The sequence below is a fragment of the Streptomyces sp. NPDC050161 genome, from assembly GCF_044460025.1.
Lineage (GTDB): Bacteria > Actinomycetota > Actinomycetes > Streptomycetales > Streptomycetaceae > Streptomyces.
In genome coordinates, this window is the sequence record NZ_JBITJM010000006.1 from 37,628 (window position 1) to 63,771 (window position 26,144).

The window sequence follows — 26,144 nt, forward strand, 5'->3', positions numbered from 1 at the left end:
ACTTTCGGGAGAATTCTGGTATGGGCATGCAGGAACCAGACATCGGCGACACCGACCCCACACTGATGGACCTGGCCGATCAGGAGTTGGTGCGGGATCCCTTCACCTCGTACGCGCGCACCGGTGAGCCCGACGGGCCGATGGTGCGCGGGCGCGTGCCGGGTGTCGACCCGATGTGGGTGGCCACCCGGCACGACGACATCCGTACCGTCATGAGCGACCCCCGCTTCACCATCGACGCCACGGCCGTTCCCGGCGCGCCGGTGGCACACCGCACCGAGCAGACCTGGCAGGCCCGCGGCATGCACGCGGACCACGAGAAGTACCTGCGCGCGGGGATCTTCGACGCGGACGGTCCCGACCACCGCCGTCTGCGCGGCCTGGTGACCGCCGCGTTCTCCCCCGGCCGCGTGGCCGCACTGCGCCCCAGGATCGACGCCATCGCCGACCGACTCCTGGACCGTTTACCGGAACACGCCGAAGACGGCGTCGTCGACCTCGTCGAGCACTTCGCCAGGCCGCTGCCCATCACCGTCATCTGCGAACTCATCGCCGTCCCCGAAGCCGACCGCGACCGCTGGCGCGCCCGCAGCGCCACGCTGACCGCGGGCACCTGCGGTGACGAACTCGGCGACGCGCTCGCCGGCATGGTCGACGACGCCCACACCCTCATCGCCGCCCACACCGCCCACCCCGGCGACGACCTCATCTCCGACCTGCTCGCCCCCCACCGCCACGACCGGCTGAGCACCGACGAACTCGTCGCCCTCATCACCAACCTCGTCGTCGCCGGGCACATCACCACCGTCAATCTCATCGCCAACGGCACCGAGGCGCTCCTCGCCCACCCCGGCCAACTCGCCCTGCTGCGCGAGGACCCCGCTCTCATGCCGTACGCCGTCGACGAGCTGATGCGCTACTGCGGCCCCGTCGTGCGCGCGCTGCCCCGCTACGCCACCTGTGACACCACCCTCGGCAACACTCCGGTGCGCGCCGGCGAAGCCGTCCTCCCGATCGTGTCGGCGGCCAACCGCGACCCGGCCGCCTTCACCGACCCCGGCCGCCTCGATCTCGCCCGCACCCGCCGTGGCCGCGAACCCCACGTCGGCTTCGGGCACGGTGCCCACCGCTGCCTCGGCGCCCACCTCGCCCAGGAGGAGACCGCCGCCGCCCTGACCGCCCTGCTCGGCCGCTTCCCCGGCCTGCGCCTCGCCATCGACCCTGAGCACCTGCAACGCGGCAACAACCCCGTCAACTGGCACCTGAAGGCCCTTCCGGTGCGCCTGTGACCTCATGAGAGCCCGGCCTCTCGGGCCTCACCCCGACGGGTGGGGTCCTCCGTCATGGCACGCCGCCACCGGCACCGCACCCGCTCGGTAGGCTCTGCTCCCAGGCCGACACCACGTCCTCAACACCTCGCAGGAGGACCGCCGATGAGCCCCCGTCCGATGAGTTCGCGCAGCGGCGCACCGCACGAGATCGTCGAGCGGGCCCTGGAGCTGTCACGGGCCGACGGCTGCGTGGTCATCGCCGACGAGCACTCCGGCGTCAACCTGCGCTGGGCGGGCAACGCGCTCACCACCAACGGCGTCACCCGCGGCCGTACGGTCACGGTCGTCGCGACGGTGGACGGCGCGCGGGGCACGGCCTCCGGTGTCGTGACCCGGTCGGCGGTGACCACGGACGACCTGGAGCCGCTGGTACGGGCGGCGGAGGCGGCGGCGCGCGCGTCGGGGCCGGCCGAGGACGCGCAGCCGCTGGTCGGCGGCGGGGCCCAGGACGCCGCCTTCACCGCGGCGCCCGCCACGACATCGCCCGAGGTGTTCGCCGCCTTCGCGCCGGCGCTCGGCGAGGCGTTCCGGCAGGCCGGGGCCGGTGGACGGGCGCTGTACGGCTTCGCGCAGCACGGCGTCGTCTCCTCGTACCTGGGCACATCGGCCGGGCTGCGGCTGCGGCACGACCAGCCGACCGGGACGCTGGAGATGAACGCGAAAACGGCGGGTTCCGGGGCGGGCACGGCCCGTTCGGCGTGGGTGGGCCGGGCCACCCGCGACTTCACCGACGTCGACCCGGTGGCGCTGGACGCGGAGCTTGCCGGGCGGTCGGCCCGGTCCGGGCGGCGGATCGAGCTGCCCGCCGGGCGGTACGAGACGCTGCTGCCGCCGACCGCCGTCGCCGATCTGCTGATCTACCAGCTGTGGTCGTCGGGGGCCCGGGACGCGGCCGAGGGCCGTACGGTCTTCTCCCGGCCCGAGGACGCCGCCGCGGTGGGGTCGCGTCCCGGGGCGGGTACCCGGGTGGGCGAGCGGCTGTCCGCGCTGCCGCTGACCCTGCGCAGCGATCCGCGGGCCGCGGGCCTTGAATGCGCCCCGTTCGTGCTGGCGCACACTTCCGGCGACGACGCCTCCGTCTTCGACAACGGGCTGCCGCTGGCGGCCACCGACTGGGTGCGGGAGGGCGTGCTCCACCAACTGCCGACCACCCGGCACAGCGCCGCGCTGACCGGGCTCCCGGTGGCGCCCGGCATCGACAACCTCCTTCTGGAGGGCGGCGGTTCGCGTTCGCTGGACGAGATGGTGGCGGCGAGCGGCCACGACGGGCCCGCGCTGCTGCTGACCTGCCTGTGGTACATCCGCGAGGTGGATCCGGCGACACTGCTGCTGACCGGGCTGACCCGGGACGGCGTCTACCTGGTGGACAGGGGCGAGGTCGTCGGCGAGGTCAACAACTTCCGCTTCAACGAGTCGCCGGTGGATCTGCTGGGGCGCGCGACAGAGGCGGGCCGGACCGAGCGCACCCTGCCGCGCGAGTGGAGCGACGACTTCACGCGGGCCGCGATGCCGGCGCTGCGCATCCCGGACTTCCACATGAGTTCGGTCAGCCACGGCGTGTGAACGGACCTCCCCGCCGGGGAGGCGAGGGCGGTGTACGGACAGCGAATAGACTGTCCCCTTGTCCTCCCCTTCGGGAACCACAACCGATCAGGAACGCCATGACACGCCTCGGCGAATCCGTCGCCCGCGCCACGACCCTGCTCTCCGCCGATCTCTCCTCGGACGCGACCGTCCAGGAGCTGCTCCAGGAGACGGGCGCCCGGCGCTATCTCGACCTGACGGACCTGCCCGCCAAGGAACAGGCCGCGCTGATCGCGGCCCGTACGGTCGAGGTCCTGCCCGGTGTGGACAAGCTGGCCGAGCGGATCGAGGAGCGCCGCGCGGCGGGCGGTGGCCTGCACATCAAGCTGGGCATCGACCCGACCGCGACCGACGTGCACCTCGGGCACGCCGTGCCGCTGATCATCCTCAGCCGGTTCCAGCGCCTCGGCCACGACGTCACGCTGATCATCGGTGACTTCACCGCCAAGATCGGCGACCCGTCGGGCCGTACCGCCGAGCGTCCGCCGCTGACCGACGACGACATCGCGAACAACCTCGCCACCTACCGCGAGCAGGTGCGCCCGTTCTTCGACTTCGAGAACGTCAGCTTCCGGCAGAACAGCGAGTGGCTGGCGCCGTACACCTTCCCCGAGCTGCTGTCGCTGCTCTCGCAGGTGCCGGCGTCCCAGCTGCTGCAGCGCGAGGACTTCCGCAACCGTCTCGCGGCCGGCTCCGGGCTGACCATGACCGAGCTGCTGTACCCGATCGCGCAGGGCCTGGACTCGGTGGCGCTGGCGTGCGACGTGGAGCTGGGCGGCTCCGACCAGCTGCTCAACCTCCAGATGGGCCGCAAGCTGATGGAGCTGCGCGGGCAGCAGCCGCAGCTGGTCGTCACGATGCCGCTGATCGAGGGTACGGACGGCACCGGCGCCAAGATGTCCAAGTCCAAGGGCAATTACGTCGGTCTCAGCGCGTCGGCCGACGACGTCTTCGGCAAGATCATGTCGGTCCCCGACCGGCTGATGGAGCCGTACCTCAAGGCGTGGACGGAGTGGACGGACGAGGAGATCACGCTGGTACTCGGCCGGGTCGCCGCGCGTTCGCTGCACCCGATGGACCTCAAGAAGATCCTGGCGGGCGAGGTCGTGACGGCGCTGTACGGCCTGGAGGCGGCGATGGCCGCGCGGGCCGGGTTCGTCGCCCAGTTCTCCAAGAAGTCGTTCACGGACGTCGAGTCGCTGCCGGTCGTCGACGTCGCCGCGCACGGCACGGAGACGGTGGCCGTCGTGCTCACGAAGGTCCTGGAGTTCACGCCGAGCGCATCGGCGGCCCGGCGGCTGGCGAAGCAGAACGCGCTGCGGCTGGTCGTCGAGGGCGCCGAAGGGCAGCAGACGGTGGTGCTCGCCGAGGCCGACTCGGCGCGTCCGCTGGCCGATGTGCTCACCGAGCAGGTGGCGGGCGATGGCACCGTCTACCTCAAGGCCGGGCGCAAGCTCGCCAGGCTCGACGGCCGCTGACCCTCGGGGAGCGGCACGGCGGGCAGCCGGACGGCCGGTGCGCGTTCTTCGCGCACCGGCCGTTTCCGTACGCCGACGGAGTGTGCGTACCGTGCCGGCGTACCGGTCCGGTGCGGGCAACCGGGACCGCGGTGGACGCGCCCTACACGGTCTTCTTCCGTTTGCCGCGCAGGGCGGCCCAGAGGCGGTCCCCCACCGCGACGATGACGACCGCGCCGGCCAGCTGGAGCAGGTGGCGGATCCAGTCGATGCCCTTGGTGTCCGCCACGCCGATGCCGGTGGCCAGCCAGTTGCCCAGGACACTGCCGAGCATTCCGAAGATCACGGTCAGCCAGAGCGGGATCTGCTGCTTGCCCGGGATGATGGCCTTGGCGATCAGGCCCAGAATCAGGCCCAGGATGATGGCCCACAACCAATTCATGTCGCCTCCTCCGGCACGGACGGAGCACGGACCGTGCCCCGGCCAGTGTCGCGCCGCTTCCCGTACGCCGCACGCCGGAGCCCGGTGTACGCCGTGCGCCGGGTGCCCGCCGCGCACCCGATGGCACGCCCCGGTCTCGTACCGGGCGCACCCGCGGCGTACCGTGGGAGCGACCGGAACCGGGGAGAATCCGGCATGACCGACCAGGTGGTGGAACGTGATGCGGAAGCAGAGCAGCGTCGAGACCTTCCGGATCACGGGGGCCCGGCAGGGACTGTCCGACGATGTGCGGGGACGGCAGCGGCGCTATGTGATCTCGATGGTGGTACGGACGGTGGCCGTGGTGCTCACCGTCGTGCTCTGGAACATCGAGCGGCCCATCGCGATCGCGACGCTGGTACTGGGCTTCGGACTGCCGTACGTGGCGGTCGTCATCGCCAACGCGGGCCGGGAGAACGTGCCTTCGCTTCCTTCGACGTTCGTCATGGCACCGGCCCGTCCGGCGCTGGCGCCCGGCGGCGGTGACCGCGCCGCGGAGCCGGTAGCGGAACCCGGGCAGGCGGACGCGAAGGACCCGCGCACCGGCCGTGGTTGAGCGCCGGGCGCTGCGGAAGCTCAAGGGAAGCTCAGATCAACTCGGAGCAATCCTGCGGATCCAGTGCACCTGCCCCACCCTCGCGTGACATACTGCGTGTGCGCTCCGCATCCCCCGTCGGAGCGATGGACCGACGCCGGGCGGCTCCCCCCGTGGCTGCCCGGCGTCGCCCTGTTCGGCTTGTGCCGTACGGGAGTTGGCGGGCCTGCCGGTGCCGCGCGGTACGGGACGTAGGGTTGAGGCTGTGAACTCCCCTGATCTTCCTGACTCCACCGAGAGCGCCGTCATCTGCTCGGCCAAGGGCTGCCGCGCCGCCGCGGTGTGGGTGCTGGCCTGGAACAACCCGAAGCTGCACACTCCCGACCGCCGCAAGACCTGGCTGGCCTGCGAGGAGCACCGGGAGCATCTGTCGCAGTTCCTGGACGTGCGCGGCTTCCTCAAGGACGTGGTGACGCTGGAGGATTGGGAGTCGTCGGCCTCCGGGAGCTGAACCGGCGGCGCGGCGGCCCGCCCGGCGCGTGACCGTCTGCCTGCGGTGCGGGCCGGCTCAGCCGCCGATCGCCGACATGGGCCGCTCGGGCTGGAGGAAGGACGGGTCGTCGAGCCCGGAGCCGGCCTTCTTGCCCCACATCGCGAGCTTCCATATGCGGGCGATCTCGGCGTCCGGCGCGTCCGAGCGCAGCGCCGCGCGCAGGTCGGTCTCCTCGGTGGCGAACAGGCAGGTCCGCACCTGTCCGTCGGCGGTCAGGCGGGTGCGGTCGCAGGCCCGGCAGAACGGGCGGGTGACCGAGGCGATGACGCCGACGCGGTGCGGCCCTTCGTCCACGATCCAGCGTTCGGCGGGCGCGGCGCCGCGCTTCTCCGCGCCCTCGGGGGTCAGCGCGAAGCGGGTGCGCAGCGAGGCGAGGATGTCGCCTGCGGTGATCATGCCGTCGCGCTTCCAGCCGTGCTGGGCGTCGAGCGGCATCTGCTCGATGAAGCGGAGTTCGTAGGAGTTCTCCATGGCCCAGGCGAGCAGGTCGGGGGCCTCGTCGTCGTTGAGTCCGGGCATCAGGACGGTGTTGACCTTGACCGGGGTCAGTCCGGCGGCGCGGGCGGCGGCCAGGCCGCGCAGTACGTCGTCGTGGCGCTTGCGGCGGGTCATGGTCCGGAAGACGTCCGGGCGGAGGGTGTCGAGGGAGACGTTGACGCGGTCCAGGCCGGCGGCGCGGAGCGCGGCGGCGGTGCGTTCCAGTCCGATGCCGTTGGTGGTCAGCGACATCCGGGGGCGGGGGGTGAGGGCGGCGACGCGTTCGACGATGCCGGTCAGGCCGGGGCGGAGCAGGGGTTCGCCGCCGGTGAAGCGGACCTCGTCGATGCCCAGCTCGGTCACCGCGATGCGGATGAGCCGGACGATCTCGTCATCGGTGAGCAGGTCGGGCTTGGCCAGCCATTGCAGGCCCTCCTCCGGCATGCAGTACGTGCACCGCAGGTTGCAGCGGTCGGTGAGCGATACGCGTAGGTCGGTGGCCACCCGACCGTAGGTGTCGATGAGCACGAGACCCCCTCCCCGGTTCGGATCATTACTCTCCGAGCGTACGCGATGGGGGTGACAGCGAGGGGGCGTGAGAAGCACGAGGTGAGCGGGGCGCCGTCGTAGATCTCTACGATGCCGCCCCGCCCGGTTGCCGTGCGGATGCGCGGTGCGCTCCGGGGTCGCCGGTGGTTCAGTGCGCTCCGGTGCCGGTCAGTGAACGCACCTCCAGTTCGGCGTACTTCTTCGCGTCGGGCTCCTCCTTGGAGAGGCGGGATCCCAGCCAGCCGAGGAGGAAGCCCAGCGGGATGGAGAACAGGCCCGGGTTCTCCAGCGGGAAGAAGTGGAAGTCCACGCCGGGGAACATCGAGGTCTCGGCGCCGGAGACGACCGGCGAGAACAGCACGAGGACGACGGACGAGAGCAGGCCGCCGTAGATGGACCACAGGGCGCCCCGGGTGGTGAACCGCTTCCAGAACAGGCTGTAGAGCAGCGTCGGGAGGTTGGCCGACGCGGCGACGGCGAAGGCGAGCGCGACCAGCCCCGCGACGTTCAGGCCGCGGGCGAAGACGCCGAGGACGATGGCGGCGGCGCCGATGCCGACGGTCGCCCAGCGGGCCGCGCGGACCTCTTCCTTCTCGGTGGCCCTGCCCTTGCGGATGACGTTCACGTACAGGTCGTGTGCGAAGGACGAGGACGAGGCGAGGGTGAGTCCGGCGACCACCGCGAGGATGGTGGCGAAGGCGACCGCGGAGATGACGGCGAGCAGGATCGCGCCGCCGGTGGAGCCGGGGCCGCCGCCGATCTGCTGGGCGAGCAGCGGCGCCGCGGTGTTGCCCGCCTTGTTGGACGCGGTGATGGTGGCGGGCTTGATGAGGGCGGCGGCGCCGAAGCCCAGCGCGATGGTCATCAGGTAGAAGACGCCGATGATGCCGATCGCCCAGTTCACGGACTTCCGGGCGGCCTTGGCCGTGGGGACGGTGTAGAAGCGGATCAGGATGTGCGGCAGTCCCGCGGTGCCGAGCACCAGGGCGATGCCCAGGGAGATGAAGTCGATCTTCGAGGTGGCGGTCACGCCGTACTTGAGTCCTGGCTCCAGGAAGGCGGCGCCCTTGCCGCTGTTCTCGGCGGCGGCGCCGAGCAGCGAGGAGATGTTGAAGTGGAACTTCAGCAGCACCAGGAACGTGATCAGCAGGGTGCCGGCGATCAGCAGCACCGCCTTGACCATCTGGACCCAGGTGGTGCCCTTCATGCCGCCGATGGAGACGTACAGGATCATCACGATGCCGACGAGGACGACGACGAGGATCTTGCCGGTCTCGCTGGTGATGCCGAGCAGCAGGGTGACCAGGGCGCCGGCGCCGGCCATCTGCGCGAGCAGGTAGAAGATCGAGACGACGATGGTGGAGACACCGGCCGCGGTGCGCACCGGGCGCTGGCGCATCCGGAAGGCGAGGACGTCACCCATGGTGAAGCGGCCGGAGTTGCGCAGCGGTTCGGCGACCAGGAGGAGGGCGACGAGCCAGGCGACGAGGAAGCCGATGGAGTAGAGGAAGCCGTCGTATCCGGAGAGCGCGATGGCGCCCGCGATGCCCAGGAAGGACGCGGCCGACATGTAGTCGCCCGAGATGGCCAGGCCGTTCTGGAAGCCGCTGAACTGACGGCCGCCCGCGTAGAAGTCCTCGGCGTTCCTGGTCTGGCGGCCGGCCCAGACGGTGATCCCGAGGGTGGCGGCGACGAAGACGGCGAAGAGGCTGACGATCAGGGTGCGGTGCTCGCCCGCGCCGCCGGCCGCGAGGTGGAGGGCGAGCGGCTGCTGCGTGAGGTTCATGCGTCGCCCTCCAGGCGCTTCTTGATGACCTGGGCCCTGGGGTCGATCCTGGCCGCCGCGTGGCGTGAGTACCACCAGGCGATGAGGAAGGTGGTGAGGAACTGGGCGAGGCCGAGGACGAGGGCGACGTTGATGTGGCCGAGCACCTTGAGCGCCATGAAGCCGCCCGCGTAGCTCGACAGCAGGACGTAGCCGAGGTACCAGGCGATGAAGGCGACCGTGAGCGGGAAGGCGAACGAGCGGTGGGCGTGGCGCAGTTCGGCGAACTCGCCACTGGCCTGCACCTCGGCGAAGGGGTACGGGACGCCGTCGGGGCCCGCTTCGGTGCGGGACGGCTGGACGCTGTCTGCAGATGCCGGGCCGGGCGGCGGCTGGTGCGGCCCGGGGCCGGGGGGCGGTGCGCTGCTCACGGGTTCTCCTGACACGGGGTGACCGCCGGCGGAACGACGACGGAGGACAGGCAAGTGACGTGGATCACGCATCGTAGAGGTGCGGCCACGGATTTCAACAGGGGCCGTTGGTTGAATTCCGTGACCGATGGGCCGGTCGGCCGCCACCGCCCGGCGCGCGGTTCGTTGTGCCGGATGTGAATCCGCCGCCGTATCCGCCCCGCCCGCAGCCGTCCCCTCCCGGGCGCCGCCCGTTCGGCAGCGTGCGGCTGCCGGCCCCACTGGCCGTCGATCCACCGGCGCCCCGGCGGCAGGGCGCGGGTCCTGGCCGCTGGTACGGCCCGCGCGTCCCGCTGCCCCCGCTGAGCATCGGCGCGCTGCGCCGGGGTTGCTGACCCGGCGGCAAGTCAACCCCGCCGCCGGGTTTTTGACCTTTCCATGGCGCACTCCGGTGATCGCCGATAACTTCACCGTCAGATCTCCGCCCGCACGCGACCGCGCGCGGGCGGTCTCACGGATGAGGTGGAGTCCCCATGGCACATCCCCGATCCAGACGGTTGCGGGCGCTGGCCCTGCCGCTCGGCCTGGCGCTCACCGCGTCGCTCGGCTTCCTCCCGCACGCGGCCACCGCCGCCTCGCAGGGCGCCGCCCCGGCCGCCGCGGCACCGGCCGGCGGCCCGCTGCTGTCGTACGTCGTGAACACCACGCCCGGCCGCGCCACGGTCGGCAGGGTGACGCAGGAGATAGCCAGGGCCGGCGGAAAGGTGGTCACCGCCCATGAGCGCATCGGCGTGATCGTCGTCCACTCGGCCGATCCGCGGTTCGCCGCCACCATGCGGGGCGTCAGGGGCGTGCAGTCGGCGGGCGCGACCCGTACCGCGCCGCTCAAGCCGTCCGGCACCACCGACACCGGCAGGCCGCAGAAGGTGGAGCTGACCGATGACCGGGTCGCGGCGGCGGGCGCGGCGGCGAGGGCGCGCGGCGACGAGCCGCTGGAGCCCCTCCAGTGGGACCTGCCCGCCATCGGGGCGGACCGGGCCGCGGCGGTGGATCCCGGCAGCAGGAAGGTGACCGTCGCCGTCATCGACACCGGGGTGGACGACACCCATCCGGATCTGCAGGCGAACTTCTCGGCACGGCAGTCCGCCAACTGCGTGGGCGGCGTCGCCGACACCTCCCCGGGGTCCTGGCGCCCGTACGACCCGGCGAGCGACTACCACGGCACGCATGTCGCGGGCACCATCGCGGCGGCCCGCAACGGTGTCGGTGTGGCGGGTGTCGCCCCCGGCGTGAAGGTCTCGGCCATCAAGGTCAGCGAGCCGGGGACCAGCCTGTTCTACGCGGAGAGCGTCGTCTGCGCCTTCGTCTTCGCGGCCGACCACGGCGTCCAGGTCACCAACAACAGCTATTACGTGGATCCGTGGATGTTCGCGTGCAAGGACGACGCCGACCAGGCGGCCATCGTCGACGCGGTGGGCAGGGCGGCGAAGTACGCCGAGCGCAGGGGCGCGGTCAACGTCGCGGCGGCCGGCAACGCCGGCCTCGACCTGGCGGCGTCGAAGCTCACCGACACCGGCAGCCCGAACGACTCGGCACCCACCACCCGCACCGTCGACCCGAAGACCTGCTGGGACGTGCCCACCCAGCTGCCGGGCACGGTGACCGTCGCGGCGACCGGCGTGCAGCGCCTCAAGTCGGGTTACTCGAACTACGGCCTCGGCCGGATCGACGTGGCGGCCCCTGGCGGCGACTCGGCGCAGGTGCCCGAACTGCCCGCCAAGAACGGCAACATCCTCTCCACCGTGCCGGGCGGCGACTGGGCCTATCTGGCGGGGACGTCGATGGCCTCCCCGCACGTCGCGGGTGTCGTGGCGCTGCTGCGGAGCACGCACCCCGATTCCGGCCCGCAGGAGATCCAGTGGCTGCTCAAGCAGCAGGCGGACAACCCGGGATGCCCCGCGGGTGACGCCGGCTGCACCGGCACGAAGCACGTCAACAGCCACTTCGGCTACGGCATCGTCGACGCGCTGGACGCGGTCCTGGAGTAGCGCACACCGCGGGCCCGTCGGCCGGGAAGGCCGCCGGGCCCGCGGGCGGTACGGGACGCCGCCCGCCGGTCAGCCCGGGTCGCGGCCGAGGTACGCGGCGAGGCGGTCGGCGGCGCTCGCACCGGGCGGGGCGGCGCGCTCCGGGGCGAACGAGCCCCCTTCGGTGCGCGGCGCGGCACCGTAGATCCGCCGCGCCGCGGCCAGCGTCTCCTCGGCGACCTCCGGCGCCAGCGCGGTCGGCGCGCCGATGGCCCGCGCCAGATCCCAGCCGTGCGCGAGGAGTTCGACGACGACCTGCTGGACGAGCATCGCGCCCGGTGCCGCGTACGGCCCGTAGGTGCGGTGCAGCATGCCGCTGCGGGTGAACGCGGCGAGCGCGGTCCTGGTGCTGTCGTCGAAGGCGGCGGCGTGGTCGGCGCCGAGATGGCCGGCGGTGTGGTCGGTGCGCGGGTCGCCGTCGGCCACCGAGGCCACCATGAGGTTCTCCCACACGAGGTGGCCGAGCAGTTCGCGTACCCGCCAGGTGCCGCACGGGGTCGGCAGCTCCAGGTCCGCGGTCGTCACGGCGGCGGCCAGGGCGGCGACCTCGCGGGTGACCGTCCGGTAGGCGTACAGCACCCGGTCCGGGTCGCACTGCGCGAAGGCGGCGCGGTCGATCTCCACCGGGGTGCGGTGGGCGCGCAGCGCGGCGGCGGTCCAGGTGCCCGCGCGGTCCCAACGGGGCGGCGCGGGGCGGCCGGTAACTGCGCAAAGCAGTTCCCAGTAGCGCGCGACGGAGGGTTCGGCCGCGGCCTCCAGCTGTTCCCGCAGCCGGTCGCGGGCGGCTGCGCCGTCCCGGTCGGGCGGGTCGGCGGTGGCCGCCTGGGTGGGCAGCCAGGCGGCGACGAGTTCGGCGACGACGGGGGCCGCTGCGGGCGAGTCGGGGGCGACGCCCGCGGCCAGCGCCGCCTCGCCGCGCTCGCGCATCAGCTCCGCGACCCGCAGCGATGCGGCCTCCCCCGCCTCCTTCCCGGCGTCCCCGGTCCGTGGTGTGTGGCGTGCGCTGTACGCGGCCAGCCGGCGCAGCGCGGAGCGCAGTTCCGGCTCGCGGACCAGCGCGGCCAGTTCGATCCAGGCGCCGATCTGGTGCGGCGTCGGGTCTTCGGGCAGGTCGGGGGTGGCGGCCAGCAGGCCGCTGCGGTAGGCGGGGGCGTCCACTCCGTCCAGGGCGTCGTCGATGAAGTCCGCGATGATGCGGCGGCGTTCCCCGGCCGACAGGCGGGCGACTGCGGTCATGTCGGGCAGCTCCTCTGCTGCGCTGCCCCGCGCGGCCACCGAGCGCAGTACGGCGCATTGCAGCCGCAGGGTGCGGATCTGCGCGTCCAGGGCGTCCGCCCAGCGCGCCGCCGTCTCGGCGACGGTGCTCTCGCGGTGCAGGACGGACCGGATCGCCGCCGTCCCCACGCCCAGTTCGCGCAGCGTGCGCACGATTTCCAGGCGGGCGGCGGCGTCGGGGCCGTACAGCCGGTAGCCCGCGGGGGTGCGGGCGGCGGGCGGCAGCAGGTCCAGGTCCGACCAGTTCCTGATGGTTTTGACCGGGATTCCGGTCCGGCGTGCCAGCGTGCCGATCGTGACCAGGCCCGTGCCGTCCTCGTACATGCCCTCCACTTTCGGGTCTCCCACGGGGGGAGACTCAAGCACGCGGGGGCAGGGCCGCGGGCGGCGGGGCGGCGGTCAGCGGGCTTCGGTACGGGCCGGTACGGCGGCGTACCGGGGTGGTGCGGTGCCCGCCGCGCCGGCCCGCAGCACGCCGCCGGCCAGCGCGCACTGGGCCGCGGCGTAGCTGAGCATGATCCAGAACTGCGGTTCGGGCAGCTGCGGCCAGTCGGCGATGCCGGTGGCGATCAGGGTGTCGGAGAGCAGGAAGAGCAGTCCGCCGGCCGCGGCGAGCGGTCCGGCCCGCAGGGCGCCGAAGGCCATCGCGGTGAGCAGCAGGCTGTATCCGGCCACCGGGACGCGCATCCCGGCGGGCAGGTCGGGCCACAGCAGCGTCACGGTGACGGCCCAGGCGACGAGGTACGCGCCGGCCGCCGCACCCGTACGGCTCCGCCGCAGCGCCGTGCCGTGCCGGGCGCACAGCGCGAGGTAGCAGAGGTGCCCGGCGGCGAACGCGCCCATGCCCAGCAGGAAGAGGGTGTCGCCGCCCGCCTGGAGGAGGGTGTCGCCCGCGCAGCCGCACACCAGCGCGACGGCGAGCAGCGGCGGGCCGCCACTGCTGAGCGCGTAGCAGGCCAGGGCCGGCATCAGCGCGGGTTTGGTGAGGTGGACGACGAGGTCGGCGGCGCCGTGGCCAGGTCCAGCGGCGCGCAGGAGCAGCGCGGCGAGGTGGACGGCGGCCAGCACCGCGAAGGCGGCGAGCAGCAGCCGGGCGGCGCGGGGCCGCGGACGCAGCGGGCTCACGCGGCGCGCTCGCCCGCGGTGGCCGCCGCGGACGCAGCGGCCTGCCCGGACGGTGAAGTCGCCACGTCCGCACGGGAGTTGGCGGCCGGTTGCCAGCCGGGGCCGCGGAACACCCGCCCGGCGCGCTCGCTCCAGCTGCCCGCCGCCCGTACGTCGCGGGCGATGGCGGCGTACTCGTGGGTGGCGACGCGCAGCGGGTTGAAGGTGTCGATGTTCTTGGTGAGCCCGTAGACCGGCCGCTCGGTCTCGGGGACGAACGAGCCGAACATCCGGTCCCAGACGATCAGGATCCCGCCGAAGTTGCGGTCCAGATAGCCGCCCTGCGAGGCGTGGTGGACGCGGTGGTGGGAGGGGGTGTTGAGGACGAACTCGAAGGGCCGCGGCAGCGTGCCGACCCGCTCGGTGTGCACCCAGAACTGGTAGACGAGGTTCGCCCCCGAGCAGAAGGCGATGGCCGCGGGATGCACGCCGAGCGCGACCATCGGGACGTAGAACGGCCAGACGGTCCAGGTCGTCCAGGGCTGCCGCAGCGCGGTGGTGAAGTTGAACCTCTTGCTGGAGTGGTGCACGACGTGGCAGGCCCACAGGATGCGGATGACGTGGTGGCCGCGGTGCGACCAGTAGTAGAAGAAGTCCTGCGCGAGCAGCATCAGCAGCAGCGTCCACCACAGCACCGGGACGCGCAGCGGGGTGAGTTCGTGGACCGCGGCGTAGATCGCGACGATCGGGATCTTCCACAGCGCGTCGAAGACCAGGCTGCCGATTCCCATGCCGACGCTGGTGGCCGCGTCCTTGGCCTCGTAGCCCGTCGCGTCCTCGTCGGGGTGCAGGCGGTAGCTCACCATCTCGATGACGGTGAGCAGGACGAAGGCGGGAACGGACCACAGCACGACATCGGGAAGGTGCGGCATGCCCCGCACCATAAGGGCGGCGGACGGGGTGCCGCTAGAGGTGGTTACCGATAAGTATGTAAGACGTGCCGTCAGCTGCGGACGGGCAGATACCGTCGGTAACCAGACCTGGCGACTTGCCCTTTTTGTTCGCTTTCATCCGCCTTGCTCCTCGCCACCGCCCGGTCCGCCGGGCCCGCCTGACCGACCGTGAGCGGACACCGCCCGCGCGGGGGCGGGACGACTGCGGTTCGGTGACTGTCGGTCCCGGCCCGTATCCTCAGTGACCATGCTCGAAGACCACATGGCAGCAGCCAACCCGATCACGCCGAGGATCGGGCAGCAGCCGGGACCGCCGACCCCGCCGGCCCCCTGGCCGGACGCCTATCCGCAGGGATACGCGGTGGTCGACGTCGAGACCACGGGGCTGGCCCGCGACGACCGGATCATCTCCGCCGCCGTCTACCAACTCGACGCGCAGGGCGAGTTCCAGGACCGCTGGTACACCCTGGTCAACCCGCAGCGCGATCCGGGCCCGGTGTGGATCCACGGCCTCACCAGCGAGGTGCTGTCCGACGCCCCGCTCTTCCCGGAGATCGTCCCCGAGCTGTCCCGGCGCCTCGCCGGCCGCGTCCTGGTCGCGCACAACGCCATGTTCGACTGGTCGATGATCGCGCGGGAGTACGCGCGCGCCCGCGCCGAGGCCCCGGTGGAGCGCCGCCTGTGCACGATCGCGCTCTCCAAGGAGCTGCGCCTCCCGCTGCCCAACCACAAGCTGGAGTCGCTCGCCGCCCATTACGGCGTGGTGCAGGAGCAGGCCCACCACGCCCTGGACGACGCCAGGGTGCTGGCCGAGGCGTTCCGGCCCAGCCTGCGCCGGGCCGCGCGGGAGAACCTGCGCCTGCCGCTGCTGACCTGCCAGCCGCTCACCGAATGGACCGACACCCCGGCGCCCCGGCAGCACACCGGCTCGGCGTCGTACCGCCCCGGCACCTGGCGGCCGTCCCGCAAGCGCCCCGCCTGCCCGTACCCCAACCCGGGGCGCTACGAAGCGGGCGGCCGGCTGGTGCAGGGCATGCGGGTCGCCTTCTCCGGTGACACCTCCGTCGACCGCGAACTCCTGGAGGACCGCGCCGTCGAGGCCGGACTGCACGTCGCGACGAGCCTGTCCCGGCTCACCAGCCTGCTGGTGACCAACGACCCCGACGCGCAGACGTCCAAGACCGCCAAGGCCCGCTCGTTCGGCACCGTCGTGATCGACGAGGCCGCCTTCATGCAGCTGCTCCAGGACGTGGCGCCTGCGTCCGGGTGAAGCCGGGACAACACACCCGCCGACGCCTCGCCCCGCGACTGCCCCGCGCCCACCCTGTGGCGCATGGCACGTTGCGAGGTCTGCGGAAACGAATACGGGATGACGTTCGAGGTGCACGCACAGGGCGCGGTGCACGTCTTCGACTGCTTCTCCTGCGCCATCCACCGCATGGCGCCCATCTGTGAACACTGCCGGTGCCAGGTCATCGGCCAGGGCGTCGAGGTCGATGGCCACTGGTACTGCGGCGCCCACTGCGCCCGCTCCGAGGGGAAGGTGGGCATCGTCGACAGAGTCTGATCCGTGCGCACCACGGACCGTACGGCCCCCGGCAGGACCCCCTGCTCGGGGGCCGTCACGCTCCAGGTAACGTCAAAGCCGTGTACCGCTTCCTGTTGTCCCGGCAGTGGGTGATCCTCACCCTCGTGGGCCTCGTCCTGATCCCGGTAATGATCAAACTGGGCTTCTGGCAGCTCCACCGACATGAGCACAAGGTCGCGCAGAACCAGCTCATCGCGGACAACCTGCACGCGAAGCCGGTCCCGGTCACCGACCTGACCGCACCCGGCCGCACGCTGCCGCGCGACGACATGTGGCGGCGGGTCACCGCCACCGGCACGTACGACGCCGCGCACGAGGTCGTGGTCCGCCAGCGCACCGGCGCCGACGAGTCGAGCATCGGCTACTACGTCCTCACCCCGCTGAACCTCGCCCACGGGCACACCGTGCTGGTCAACCGCGGCTGGATCCCGGCGGGCAACGACCTCACCAAGTTCCCCGACGTCCCGGCCACCCCCAAGGGCACCATCCGCGTGACCGGCCGGATGATGGCCGACGAGACCACCGCGGGCAGCGGGATCAAGAACACCCAGGGCCTGCCCGCCCGCCAGGTGATGCTCATCAACAGCGAGCAGCAGGCGAAGCGGCTGCACCACCCGGTGCTCGGCGGCTACATCGAGCAGACCGCACCGGACCCGGCGAACGGCACACCGCAGCTGGTCCCCGAGCCCGACCACGACAGCATCGGCCCGCACATGGCGTACGCGGTGCAGTGGTGGCTGTTCGCCGCCGCGGTGCCGGTCGGCTGGATCATCCTGGTACGCCGCGAAGTGCGGGACCTGGCCGCGGAGGCCGGCAAGAAGGCCGGTGCGGCGGCGGCCGGGCCACCGGACGAGGCCGGAGCGCCGGAAGGAACCGGAGAAGCGGAGCCGGACGCCGTACCCGCGGCACCGGCCGACGCGGTAGCCCGGACGGCCCCCACCCCCGAGTAGCGCACCCGCCCCGCGGGAAGGGGCGCTGGGTGCCCCCACGTATCGAGGACTACGCGCTCATCGGCGATCTCCAGACCGCCGCCCTCGTCGGCCGCGACGGCTCCATCGACTGGCTGTGCCTGCCGCGCTTCGACTCCGGCGCCTGTTTCGCCGCCCTCATCGGCGGCAAGGACAACGGCCACTGGCGACTGGCGCCCGCCGCGTCCGATGCCCGCGCCACCCGCGCCTACCGCGGCGACTCACTCGTCCTGGACACCGTCTGGGACACCCCCACCGGCAGCGTCAAGGTCACCGACTTCATGCCGCAGCGCGACCGCGCCCCCGACGTCATCCGCATCGTCGAGGGCCTGCACGGCCGCGTGGAGATGCGCGGCGTCCTGCGGCTGCGGTTCGACTACGGCCGGGTGGTGCCCTGGGTCCGGCACGCCGAAGGCTGCCGGGTGGCGATCGCGGGCCCCGACTCGGTCTGGCTGCGCAACGACCCCCAAGTCACCACCTACGGAAAGGACTTCAGCACCCGCTCGGATTTCACCGTCGGCCAGGGCGACCGGGTCGCCTTCATCCTGACCTGGCACCCCTCGCACGAGCCCAGGCCACGGATCATCGACCCGTACGACGCACTGGACTGCACCCTCGACGACTGGCGCGACTGGTCGGCGCGCTGCTGCTACACCGGGCCGCACCGCGACGCCGTGATCCGCTCGCTGATCACCCTCAAGGCACTGACCTACGCCCCCACCGGCGGCATCGTCGCCGCGCCCACCACCTCCCTGCCCGAGGAGCTGGGCGGCGTCCGCAACTGGGACTACCGCTACTGCTGGCTGCGGGACGCCTCCCTCACCCTCAACTCCCTGCTCGCCGCCGGCTACCTGGAGGAGGCGGCGGCCTGGCGCGACTGGCTGCTGCGCGCGGTGGCCGGCGCCCCCGACGACCTCCAGATCATGTACGGGCTGTCCGGCGAACGGCGGCTGCCGGAATCCCAGCTCCCCTGGCTGTCCGGATTCGCCGGATCCACCCCGGTACGGATCGGCAACGCCGCCGTCGACCAGCGCCAGCTCGACGTCTACGGCGAGGTGCTGGACTCCTTCCACAGCGCCCGCACCGCGGGCCTGCCGTCGGAGCCGCACGCCTGGAACATCCAGCGGTCCCTGGTCGACTACCTCGAATCCACCTGGCGCGACCCCGACGAGGGCCTCTGGGAGATCCGCGGCCCGCGCCGGCACTTCGTCCACTCCAAGGTCATGGCCTGGGTCGCCGCCGACCGCGCGGTACGCACCGTCGAGGCACACCCCGCCGCCCGGGGCGACGCGACGCGCTGGCGTGCGATGCGCGACGCCATCCACCGCGAGGTCTGCGAGAAGGGCTACGACGCCGCACGCGGCACCTTCACCCAGTCCTACGGCTCCACCGAGCTGGACGCGGCGACCCTGCTCATCCCCCGCCTCGGCTTCCTGCCGGGCAGCGACCCGCGCGTCATCGGCACCGTCGACACCATCCGCGACGAGCTGACGCACGACGGGCTGGTACGCCGCTACGCCACCGACGGCAGCTCCGTCGACGGCCTGCCGGGCGGCGAAGGCACCTTCCTGGTCTGCTCGTTCTGGCTCGCCGAAGCCCTCCAGCTGACCGGCAGGCCCGCCGAGGCCCGCGCCCTGTTCGAGCGGCTGCTCACGCTGCGCAACGACGTCGGGCTGCTCGCCGAGGAGTACGACCCGGCGGCCGGCCGGCAACTGGGCAACTTCCCGCAGGCGTTCAGCCACGTCGGCCTGGTCTGTGCCGCCCTCACCCTGCTCGACGGCGCGGGGTCCGACGCGAGACCCTAGAGCCATGGATCTTGGACTCACCGACCGGACGTACCTCGTCACCGGAGCCACCCGCGGCCTCGGCTTCGCCACCGCCCGCGAACTGGTCGCCGACGGCGCCCACGTCGTCCTCACCGGACGCACCGAGGAGAGCGCGGCGGCAGCCGCCGCGGAACTCGGCGAACGCGCCCTGGGCGTCGCCGCCGACAACGCCGACCCGCAGGCACCCGCCCGCCTGGTCGCCGCCGCCCGCGAGCGGTTCGGGCGCCTCGACGGCGTCCTCATCAGCGTCGGCGGCCCGCCGCCCGGATCGGCGGCCGACACCACCGACGCACAGTGGCAGACCGCCTTCGACACGGTCTTCCTCGGCGCCGTACGACTGGCCCGCGCCGTGGCGGCGGAGCTGGGCGAAGGCGGCGTCATCGGCTTCGTGCTGTCGAGCTCGGTGCACGAGCCGATCGGCGGCCTGACCGTGTCCAACGGACTGCGCCCCGGCCTGGCCGGCTTCGCCAAGTCGCTGGCCAACGAGCTGGGCCCGCGCGGCATCCGGGTCGTCGGCGTCCTGCCGGGACGGATCGCCACCGACCGGATGACCCAGCTCGACGCGCACTCCGGAGACCCCGAGGGCTCCCGTGCCCGCAACTCCGCGTCGATCCCGCTGGGCCGCTACGGCGAGCCCGCCGAATTCGGCAGGACCGCGGCGTTCCTGCTCTCGCCCGCCGCTTCCTACCTCACCGGCGTGATGGTGCCGGTGGACGGCGGGGCACGGCACGGCTTCTGACGGTCCGGCGGCGCACGGCGTACCGGCGTGCGCCGCCGCCTCAGCTGACCCGCTCCGCGCGGTGCCGCACCGCGCGCAGCCGCACCTCGGCCGGCAGCCGCTCAAGACCGGCCGCGCCGCGCGCGCGGGCCACCGTCTCGTCCGAGAGCCGCAGCAGGACGGTGCCGGGGTCGGCGTGCGGGGCCAGCGCCAGGACGGCACGCACCCGCGGCTGTGTGCGGCGTCCCGCCAGCCGCACCCCGGCCCGCTCCACCCCGTCCAGCGCCTCCGTCTCGGCGGCCAGCACCCCCTCCAGCGCCCGGCCGCGCAGCGTCGCGCCTTCGCCGTCCCCGCTGTCGACCAGGATCTGGACCGGCCGACGGCGGCGCAGCTGTCCCAGGAGCCACCACAGGAGCAGCAGGACGACGACCGCGAGGACGGCGATGACGGTGGGCCACCACCATCCGCTGTCCACCCACCGGGTGCGGTTCCCGCCGGACAGCAGCACACCGTCCGGTCGGGTCCACGGCCAGCCGTCGGGCAGCGAGAAGTGCCAGGCCGACGCGAGGCCGAGACCAGCCGGCAGCACCGCGCCGCCGGTGCCGAGCAGCACCGCGCCGGTCAGCCCCAGCAGCACCCGGTTGACGGTTCTGCGGACCTTGCGCATCGCACGCTCACCTCTTCTTCGGACGCCGGACACGGACGGACAGGCCCATCCGCCGCGCCAGTCCCAGCTGTTGCAGCCCCTCACCGAGCGCCGCACGCAGATCCGTGCGCACCTCGTCCAGCTCCCTGAAGTGCGAGACCGTCCTGGCCTTCGCCTTGCGGCGGCGCACCGACAGTTGCACGGACCGGACGCCCGGCACCTCCATGGCACGGTCGCGCAGCACCAGGGCGGCGGCCTTCCGGTCGAGTCCGGCCCGTACGTCCGGGGCCGTGCGGCGCATCGGCAGGAGGCCGCGCAGCCCCGGTGTGAGCGCCAGCAGGATCAGCCAGAGGCCGATCAGCACGGCCGCCGCCGCGGCGCCGAGCACCCAGGGGTCGTCCAGGTGCCGGGTGGCCAGTTCGGCGGCGAGCCGTTTGCGCCAGGCCATCGCCGGGCGGCCGGTGCGCACCGCCGCCACGTCGTAGAGCAGCAGCCCGGCGGCGGCCAGCAGCACCAGCGCCACGATCGCCGCCGGAATCCTGCGGGACGACCAGAAGCGGCCCGCCCTGCCGTGCGCCGGTGCCCGCCGTGCGGCGCCCGGCCGCGGCGGGTCGGCGGGGGCCGCCTCCTTGTCGAGGGCCGGCAGTCTCCGGGTGGGCTCGTCCTCGCTCATCGCACTCTTTCCCGGCCCGCCGACTCCTGCAGCGGTGAGTGCAGGCGCTCCACCTCCACCGCCACATCGGGCACCTCCATGCCCGCCAACACCCTTACCCGCTCGGCCACTTGACGCCGTACCGCGCCGCACTGCGCGCCGATGTCGGACGGGTAGCCCAGCTCCACGGCCACCCGCACATGGGCCTCACCGAGGGTCTGCCGGTCGTCCCGCCCGCGGACGGTCACCGACGCGTGGGCAGCGGTGCGCGCGTGCGGCGCCGCGGTGCGCAGCGCCTCGCGTGCCGCCTGCGCGGCGATCTTCGCCACCACCCGGTCGGCGACCCGCGTCGCGCCCCGTTCCCCGGCCGGCACCTCGGCGACGGCCGCCGCCATGGACAGCGTCGCCACCCGGGCTCACCGCCGCCGCTCGTCGCGGCCATCGGACCGCGTACGGAAGAAATCGCCGGCCTCCAGGCCCCCGTCCAGGAACCGGCCGGCCACGAAGCCGATGGCGCCCAGGGCCGCCACCAGGACAAAGGCCCCGAACCCACCGAAGTATCCGGCGAAACCCAGCGCCATACCGGCCAGAAGACCGACCACGGCCATACTCATCGTGCGCTCCTTCGCTACCCGCTCCGGCCGAATCCGACGACCGCCGGGACCTGCTGCCGCAGGGGCCGACTACTGGAGCCTGGATTCCGCTTCCTCGTCCTCGTCCTCCTCGTCGGGCAGCTTCACGTCGCTCACCGCGATGTTGACCTCGACGACCTCAAGGCCGGTCATCCGCTCGACGGCGGAGATCACTTCCTCCCGGACCGCGCGGGCCACGTCCGCGATGGAGACGCCGTACTCCACCACGATCTCCAGGTCGAGCGCCGTCTGCACCTCACCGACCTCGGCCTTCACCCCGCGGGTCACGGTGCCCGACCTGCCGCCGCCCGGCACCCGGTCCCGTACCGCACCGAGCGTGCGCGCGAATCCGCTGCCCATGGCGTGCACACCGGACACGTCGCGGGCCGCGAGACCGGCGATCTTCTCCACGACACCGTCGGCGATGGTCGTACGCCCGCGGGACGCGGGGTCACCGCCGCCGCGCGCACCACCGGGCTTCGCTCCGTCCGAGGCTCCACCGGAGGCTCCGGACCGGTTCCACTGCTCGCTGTCGGTCATCTCCGAGCATCCCTTTCCGAGGGGAGGAACGGCCTGCCGCTCCGGCGCCCACAGTAGGTGCGCTCCCCCGGGCCCGCCTCGGGGATGCGGCAGCCGGGTGCCCCGCCCCGGGTGTGAACGGCGACCGGCCCCGGCCCACCGTGGTGGGCCGGGGCCGGTCCGCGAACCGCAGGTCGTTGCTCCCCGGGTCGTTACTCTCCGACGCCTGCGAGGTCGCGCAGCCGGCGGCCCTGTGCGGCCCGCTCGGCGGTGCGCTGTTCTTCGAAGCCGCGGCCCACGGCGCCGGCCAGCAGCGCCTTGGTCTCGATGACCGCGTCGCGCGGCGCCGCGATCAGGGCAGCGGCCAGGTCGGACACGGCGGCGTCCAGCTCGTCACCGGGCACCACCAGATTGGCCAGCCCGATCCGCCCGGCCTCTTCGGCATGCACGAACCGCCCGGTGGCGCAGATCTCCAGCGCCCGCGCATAGCCCACGAGACCGACCAGCGGGTGCGTACCCGTCAGGTCGGGCACCAGGCCCAGGCTGGTCTCGCGCATCGCGAACTGCGCGTCCTGCGCACACACCCGCAGGTCGCAGGCGAGAGCGAGCTGGAACCCCGCACCGATGGCATGGCCCTGTACAGCGGCGATGGACACCAGGTCGGTGCGCCGCCACCAGGTGAACGCTTCCTGGTACGCGGCGATCGTGGCGTCCAGCTCACTGTCCGAGCCGCGCGCCATGTCGAGGAACGACGGCTCGCCGTCGAAGCCTTCCGGCGTGAAAGCCTGCCGGTCGAGGCCCGCGGAGAAGGACTTGCCCTCACCGCGCAGCACCGCGATCCGTACGGTGCCCGGCAGCAGCGAGCCCGCTTCGGCCAGTGCCCGCCACATGGCCGGCGACTGGGCGTTGCGCTTCGCTGCATGAGCGAGAGTCACCGTGGCGATCTCGCCGTCCACGGTGAGCTGCACACCGTCTTTGTCGAGCAGAGTCATCAGACGCCTCCGAGTCAGCCAGTCGCACCAGCGTGCGTAAGTGACTGAACGGTAACCTCCCGGCCGACTGTTCGACCGACCGGGGGGACACCGCGGAATACCCGGAGACGCGACCGTCAGGCCGAGGCGGCTTTCTTGCCCCTCGTTGCTCCGCCCCGACCTCGCAGGGACACACCGGATTCGCTGAGCATCCGGTGCACGAATCCATAGGAACGACCGGTCTCTTCGGCCAGCGCCCGGATGCTCGCTCCGGAGTCGTACTTCTTCTTCAGGTCTGCCGCGAGCTTCTCGCGCGCGGCGCCGGTTACCCGGCTGCCCTTCTTCAGAGTCTCGGCCACCCGTGCCTCCTCGTGGGAAGTGCGCTCTGGACTCTCATGATCACCCCTCCCCGGCTTCCTGGCCACCCATTCAGCAAGGTCGATGAGACACCTTGCCAACCGTCCGTACCCGGACGAACTGGACGGACGGCACTTCCGGCGCCGCTCCCGTCCGCCCTCCGCACCACGAAATGCAAAAAAGGCCAGGTCAGAGGGGTTGCGGCCGGACATGCGAAAGCCGGGCCCCAGCGGGCCCGGCCTCGTATCGCAGGCTCGCCGGTGTACGAGCCGTTCTCACTCAGATGATGGATCACGCATCGGCCGAATGATCCATACGGGGTTGATCAGGCGAGCGCGACCAGGTCCGCGTAGTCCTGACCCCACAGGTCCTCGACGCCGTCGGGCAGCAGAATGATGCGCTCCGGCTCCAGCGCGTCCACCGCTCCCTCGTCGTGGGAGACCAGGACGACGGCGCCGGTGAAGGTGTGCAGCGCGCCGAGGATCTCCTCGCGGCTGGCCGGGTCGAGGTTGTTGGTCGGCTCGTCGAGCAGCAGGACGTTGGCGGAGGAGACGACCAGCGTCGCCAGGGCGAGCCGGGTCTTCTCGCCGCCGGAGAGCACCCCGGCGGGCTTGTCGACGTCGTCGCCCGAGAAGAGGAAGGAACCCAGCGTCTTGCGGATGGCGACGAGGTCCATGTCGGGGGCGGCGGAGCGCATGTTCTCCAGGACCGTGCGGTCCGGGTCCAGCGTCTCGTGCTCCTGCGCGTAGTAGCCGAGCTTGAGGCCGTGCCCGGCGCGCACCTCGCCGGTGTCCGGGGTCTCCACGCCGGCCAGCAGCCGCAGCAGGGTGGTCTTGCCCGCGCCGTTCAGGCCCAGGATGACGACCCGGGAGCCCTTGTCGATGGCCAGGTCGACGTCGGTGAAGATCTCCAGCGAGCCGTAGGACTTCGACAGGCCCTCGGCGGTGAGCGGCGTCTTGCCGCACGGCGCGGGGTCGGGGAAGCGCAGCTTGGCGACCTTGTCCGACGCGCGGACCTCGTCGAGTCCGGCCAGCAGCCGCTCGGCGCGCTTGGCCATGTTCTGGGCCGCGACGGTCTTGGTGGCCTTGGCGCGCATCTTGTCGGCCTGCGAGTTGAGGGCCGCGGCCTTCTTCTCGGCGTTCTGCCGCTCGCGCTTGCGGCGCTTCTCGTCGGCCTCGCGCTGCTGCTGGTAGAGCTTCCAGCCCATGTTGTAGATGTCGATCTGCGAGCGGTTGGCGTCGAGGTAGAAGACCTTGTTGACGACGGTCTCGACCAGCTCGACATCGTGGGAGATCACGATGAAGCCGCCGCGGTAGGTCTTGAGGTAGTCGCGCAGCCAGACGATCGAGTCGGCGTCGAGGTGGTTGGTCGGCTCGTCGAGCAGCAGGGTGTCGGAGTCCGAGAAGAGGATCCTGGCCAGCTCCACGCGGCGCCGCTGGCCACCGGAGAGGGTGTGCAGCGGCTGGGCGAGGATCCGGTCGGGCAGGCCGAGGCTGGCGGCGATGGTCGCGGCCTCCGCCTCGGCGGCGTACCCGCCCTTGGTCAGGAACTCGGTCTCCAGGCGCTCGTACTTCTTCATCGCCTTGTCGCGGGTGGCGCCCTTGCCGTTCGCCATCCGGTCCTCGTTCTCGCGCATCTTGCGGAGCACGGAGTCCAGATCGCGGGCGGACAGGATGCGGTCGCGGGCGAGTACGTCCATGTCGCCGGTGCGCGGGTCCTGCGGGAGGTAACCCACGTCGCCGGAGCGGGTGACCGAGCCGGCGGCGGGCATCCCCTCGCCCGCCAGCACCTTGGTGAGCGTGGTCTTGCCGGCGCCGTTACGGCCGACCAGGCCGACGCGGTCGCCCTTGGCGATGCGGAAGGACGCGGATTCGATGAGGATGCGGGCGCCGGCGCGCAGCTCAAGGCCGGAGGCGGTGATCACGGAAAAACTCCAGGGCAGGAAGACGGCGGATTGGACGGACGGTCCGAGAGCGGTCTACGCCGTCTAATGAACCCAAAGGAGAACTGCCATACAGGCAGTCTAACGGTGCCGCGCAACCACTTTCCCCGGCCCGGGAGCCCGCATCGGCGGCCCGGCGGCCCCCGTCGCGCGGCCCACAGGCGGCATGGCGTGCACGGGCGCCGCGGATGCGTTGTCAGTGCCGGCTGCGAGACTGTGATGCAGATCTCACGGAGCCCCGTGCGCACGGCACGCGGGCCCCGCGGACGCGAGGGAACACCACGTTCCCGGAAAGGCGGATGCCATGACCCTCGACCCGGCGAGCGCGCCCAGCCTGTACCCCGCCCTGCTCTACCGCGACGCCCACGCGGCGATCCGGCAGCTCACCACCGCCTTCGGCTTCAAGAAGGAAGCGCTGTACGAAAGCGAGGACGGCACGGTGCTGCACGCCGAACTGTCCCACGGCAACGGCCGGGTGATGCTCGGCTCGAAGGGCCGCGGCGGCGCCTTCGACGCGGCGATGGCCGACGCCGGGCCCGCCGCCGTCTACGTCGTCGTCGAGGACACCGACGCGCACTGCGCACGGGCCGCGGCGGCCGGGGCGGAGATCCTGATACCGCCCACGGACCAGGATTACGGCTCGCGGGACTACCTCGCCCGGGACGCCGAGGGCAACGTCTGGAGCTTCGGAACGTACCTGCCGGGCGCCGCGACCTGACGAGGGCGGGCCCGGCCGGACCCGCCCCGTCGCACCGGCCCGGGGC

General features: G+C 72.5%; 27 protein-coding genes. 12 read left to right on the forward strand and 15 right to left on the reverse strand.

Features of this window, described 5'->3' with window-relative positions; genetic code table 11:
• The first annotated feature begins 26 nt into the window (after positions 1-26).
• From ACIBK8_RS12545 to tyrS, 3 genes are all read left to right on the forward strand, one after another.
• A complete protein-coding gene (locus ACIBK8_RS12545; RefSeq protein WP_399041719.1) occupies positions 27-1,289 on the forward strand; it encodes a cytochrome P450 in 1,263 nt (420 codons plus the stop codon).
• Between the two features lie 159 nt (positions 1,290-1,448).
• Positions 1,449-2,894 (forward strand): metallopeptidase TldD-related protein, encoded by a 1,446-nt coding sequence (locus tag ACIBK8_RS12550; protein WP_399042067.1) that lies wholly within the window; start codon positions 1,449-1,451, stop codon positions 2,892-2,894.
• 98 nt (positions 2,895-2,992) lie between these two features.
• Entirely contained in the window at positions 2,993-4,393 is a 1,401-nt protein-coding gene (tyrS, locus tag ACIBK8_RS12555) for a tyrosine--tRNA ligase (RefSeq protein WP_399041721.1), read from the forward strand.
• Between the two features lie 142 nt (positions 4,394-4,535).
• Here the strand turns inward: tyrS and ACIBK8_RS12560 are convergent, their stop codons facing one another.
• Entirely contained in the window at positions 4,536-4,814 is a 279-nt protein-coding gene (locus ACIBK8_RS12560; RefSeq protein ID WP_399041722.1) for a GlsB/YeaQ/YmgE family stress response membrane protein, read from the reverse strand.
• 220 nt (positions 4,815-5,034) lie between these two features.
• Here ACIBK8_RS12560 and ACIBK8_RS12565 point away from each other — a divergent pair, with 220 nt between their 5' ends.
• Positions 5,035-5,409 carry a DUF3099 domain-containing protein gene (locus ACIBK8_RS12565; protein WP_399041723.1) on the forward strand — a complete coding sequence of 125 codons (375 nt, stop codon included), beginning with the start codon at positions 5,035-5,037 and terminating at the stop codon, positions 5,407-5,409.
• A gap of 244 nt (positions 5,410-5,653) precedes the next feature.
• Positions 5,654-5,899, forward strand: a complete 246-nt coding sequence (locus ACIBK8_RS12570) for a hypothetical protein (protein ID WP_393679112.1) — start codon at positions 5,654-5,656, stop codon at positions 5,897-5,899.
• A gap of 57 nt (positions 5,900-5,956) precedes the next feature.
• On the opposite strand, the gene moaA is transcribed toward ACIBK8_RS12570, so the two are convergent.
• The 3 genes from moaA to ACIBK8_RS12585 form a co-directional block, all read right to left on the reverse strand.
• Positions 5,957-6,946 carry a GTP 3',8-cyclase MoaA gene (moaA, locus tag ACIBK8_RS12575; RefSeq protein ID WP_399041724.1) on the reverse strand — a complete coding sequence of 330 codons (990 nt, stop codon included), beginning with the start codon at positions 6,944-6,946 and terminating at the stop codon, positions 5,957-5,959.
• Between the two features lie 169 nt (positions 6,947-7,115).
• Positions 7,116-8,753, reverse strand: a complete 1,638-nt coding sequence (locus tag ACIBK8_RS12580) for a cation acetate symporter (protein ID WP_399041725.1) — start codon at positions 8,751-8,753, stop codon at positions 7,116-7,118.
• Positions 8,750-9,163: a DUF485 domain-containing protein gene (locus tag ACIBK8_RS12585; protein ID WP_399041726.1), complete on the reverse strand. Its 414-nt coding sequence runs from the start codon at positions 9,161-9,163 to the stop codon at positions 8,750-8,752. Before ACIBK8_RS12585 ends, ACIBK8_RS12580 begins: the two co-directional genes overlap by 4 nt.
• A gap of 512 nt (positions 9,164-9,675) precedes the next feature.
• Between ACIBK8_RS12585 and ACIBK8_RS12590 the strand changes: the two genes are divergently transcribed.
• Positions 9,676-11,190: a S8 family serine peptidase gene (locus ACIBK8_RS12590; RefSeq protein ID WP_399041727.1), complete on the forward strand. Its 1,515-nt coding sequence runs from the start codon at positions 9,676-9,678 to the stop codon at positions 11,188-11,190.
• 69 nt (positions 11,191-11,259) lie between these two features.
• Here ACIBK8_RS12590 and ACIBK8_RS12595 read toward each other — a convergent pair whose 3' ends face one another.
• The 3 genes from ACIBK8_RS12595 to ACIBK8_RS12605 are packed head-to-tail and all read right to left on the reverse strand — an operon-like array spanning position 11,260 to position 14,540.
• A complete protein-coding gene (locus ACIBK8_RS12595) occupies positions 11,260-12,852 on the reverse strand; it encodes a TIGR03086 family metal-binding protein (protein WP_399041729.1) in 1,593 nt (530 codons plus the stop codon).
• Between the two features lie 51 nt (positions 12,853-12,903).
• Positions 12,904-13,620, reverse strand: a complete 717-nt coding sequence (locus ACIBK8_RS12600) for a lysoplasmalogenase (RefSeq protein WP_399042068.1) — start codon at positions 13,618-13,620, stop codon at positions 12,904-12,906.
• Positions 13,621-13,625: 5 nt separating this feature from the next.
• The gene (locus tag ACIBK8_RS12605; protein ID WP_399041730.1) at positions 13,626-14,540 is read right to left on the reverse strand and encodes a sterol desaturase family protein; all 915 of its coding nucleotides are present in this window, start codon (positions 14,538-14,540) and stop codon (positions 13,626-13,628) included.
• A gap of 268 nt (positions 14,541-14,808) precedes the next feature.
• Between ACIBK8_RS12605 and ACIBK8_RS12610 the strand changes: the two genes are divergently transcribed.
• The 5 genes from ACIBK8_RS12610 (at position 14,809) to ACIBK8_RS12630 (ending at position 19,682) form a co-directional block, all read left to right on the forward strand.
• Positions 14,809-15,831, forward strand: a complete 1,023-nt coding sequence (locus ACIBK8_RS12610) for a DEDDh family exonuclease (RefSeq protein WP_399041731.1) — start codon at positions 14,809-14,811, stop codon at positions 15,829-15,831.
• A gap of 63 nt (positions 15,832-15,894) precedes the next feature.
• Entirely contained in the window at positions 15,895-16,128 is a 234-nt protein-coding gene (locus ACIBK8_RS12615; RefSeq protein WP_393679128.1) for a hypothetical protein, read from the forward strand.
• An 80-nt stretch (positions 16,129-16,208) separates the two neighbouring features.
• Positions 16,209-17,099 carry an SURF1 family protein gene (locus ACIBK8_RS12620; protein ID WP_399041732.1) on the forward strand — a complete coding sequence of 297 codons (891 nt, stop codon included), beginning with the start codon at positions 16,209-16,211 and terminating at the stop codon, positions 17,097-17,099.
• 29 nt (positions 17,100-17,128) lie between these two features.
• Positions 17,129-18,922 (forward strand): glycoside hydrolase family 15 protein, encoded by a 1,794-nt coding sequence (locus ACIBK8_RS12625; protein ID WP_399041733.1) that lies wholly within the window; start codon positions 17,129-17,131, stop codon positions 18,920-18,922.
• 4 nt (positions 18,923-18,926) lie between these two features.
• Positions 18,927-19,682, forward strand: a complete 756-nt coding sequence (locus ACIBK8_RS12630) for an SDR family oxidoreductase (RefSeq protein ID WP_393679132.1) — start codon at positions 18,927-18,929, stop codon at positions 19,680-19,682.
• 40 nt (positions 19,683-19,722) lie between these two features.
• On the opposite strand, the gene amaP is transcribed toward ACIBK8_RS12630, so the two are convergent.
• The 8 genes from amaP to ACIBK8_RS12670 form a co-directional block, all read right to left on the reverse strand.
• The gene (amaP, locus tag ACIBK8_RS12635; RefSeq protein WP_399041734.1) at positions 19,723-20,328 is read right to left on the reverse strand and encodes an alkaline shock response membrane anchor protein AmaP; all 606 of its coding nucleotides are present in this window, start codon (positions 20,326-20,328) and stop codon (positions 19,723-19,725) included.
• 7 nt (positions 20,329-20,335) lie between these two features.
• Positions 20,336-20,980: a DUF6286 domain-containing protein gene (locus ACIBK8_RS12640; protein WP_399041735.1), complete on the reverse strand. Its 645-nt coding sequence runs from the start codon at positions 20,978-20,980 to the stop codon at positions 20,336-20,338.
• On the reverse strand, positions 20,977-21,354 hold the full coding sequence (locus ACIBK8_RS12645) for a hypothetical protein (protein ID WP_399042069.1): 378 nt from the start codon (positions 21,352-21,354) through the stop codon (positions 20,977-20,979). Before ACIBK8_RS12645 ends, ACIBK8_RS12640 begins: the two co-directional genes overlap by 4 nt.
• A gap of 21 nt (positions 21,355-21,375) precedes the next feature.
• On the reverse strand, positions 21,376-21,573 hold the full coding sequence (locus ACIBK8_RS12650) for a hypothetical protein (protein WP_399041736.1): 198 nt from the start codon (positions 21,571-21,573) through the stop codon (positions 21,376-21,378).
• Between the two features lie 69 nt (positions 21,574-21,642).
• Positions 21,643-22,131, reverse strand: coding sequence for an Asp23/Gls24 family envelope stress response protein (locus ACIBK8_RS12655; protein ID WP_399041738.1), 489 nt, complete (start codon positions 22,129-22,131; stop codon positions 21,643-21,645).
• Between the two features lie 191 nt (positions 22,132-22,322).
• Complete coding sequence (locus ACIBK8_RS12660) at positions 22,323-23,102, reverse strand: enoyl-CoA hydratase/isomerase family protein (RefSeq protein WP_399041739.1); 780 nt, start codon at positions 23,100-23,102, stop codon at positions 22,323-22,325.
• A 116-nt stretch (positions 23,103-23,218) separates the two neighbouring features.
• The gene (locus tag ACIBK8_RS12665; protein ID WP_009718933.1) at positions 23,219-23,440 is read right to left on the reverse strand and encodes a helix-turn-helix domain-containing protein; all 222 of its coding nucleotides are present in this window, start codon (positions 23,438-23,440) and stop codon (positions 23,219-23,221) included.
• Between the two features lie 323 nt (positions 23,441-23,763).
• Complete coding sequence (locus ACIBK8_RS12670; RefSeq protein WP_399041740.1) at positions 23,764-25,362, reverse strand: ABC-F family ATP-binding cassette domain-containing protein; 1,599 nt, start codon at positions 25,360-25,362, stop codon at positions 23,764-23,766.
• A gap of 322 nt (positions 25,363-25,684) precedes the next feature.
• Here ACIBK8_RS12670 and ACIBK8_RS12675 point away from each other — a divergent pair, with 322 nt between their 5' ends.
• Positions 25,685-26,098: a VOC family protein gene (locus tag ACIBK8_RS12675; RefSeq protein ID WP_399041742.1), complete on the forward strand. Its 414-nt coding sequence runs from the start codon at positions 25,685-25,687 to the stop codon at positions 26,096-26,098.
• The last annotated feature ends 46 nt before the right edge of the window (positions 26,099-26,144 follow it).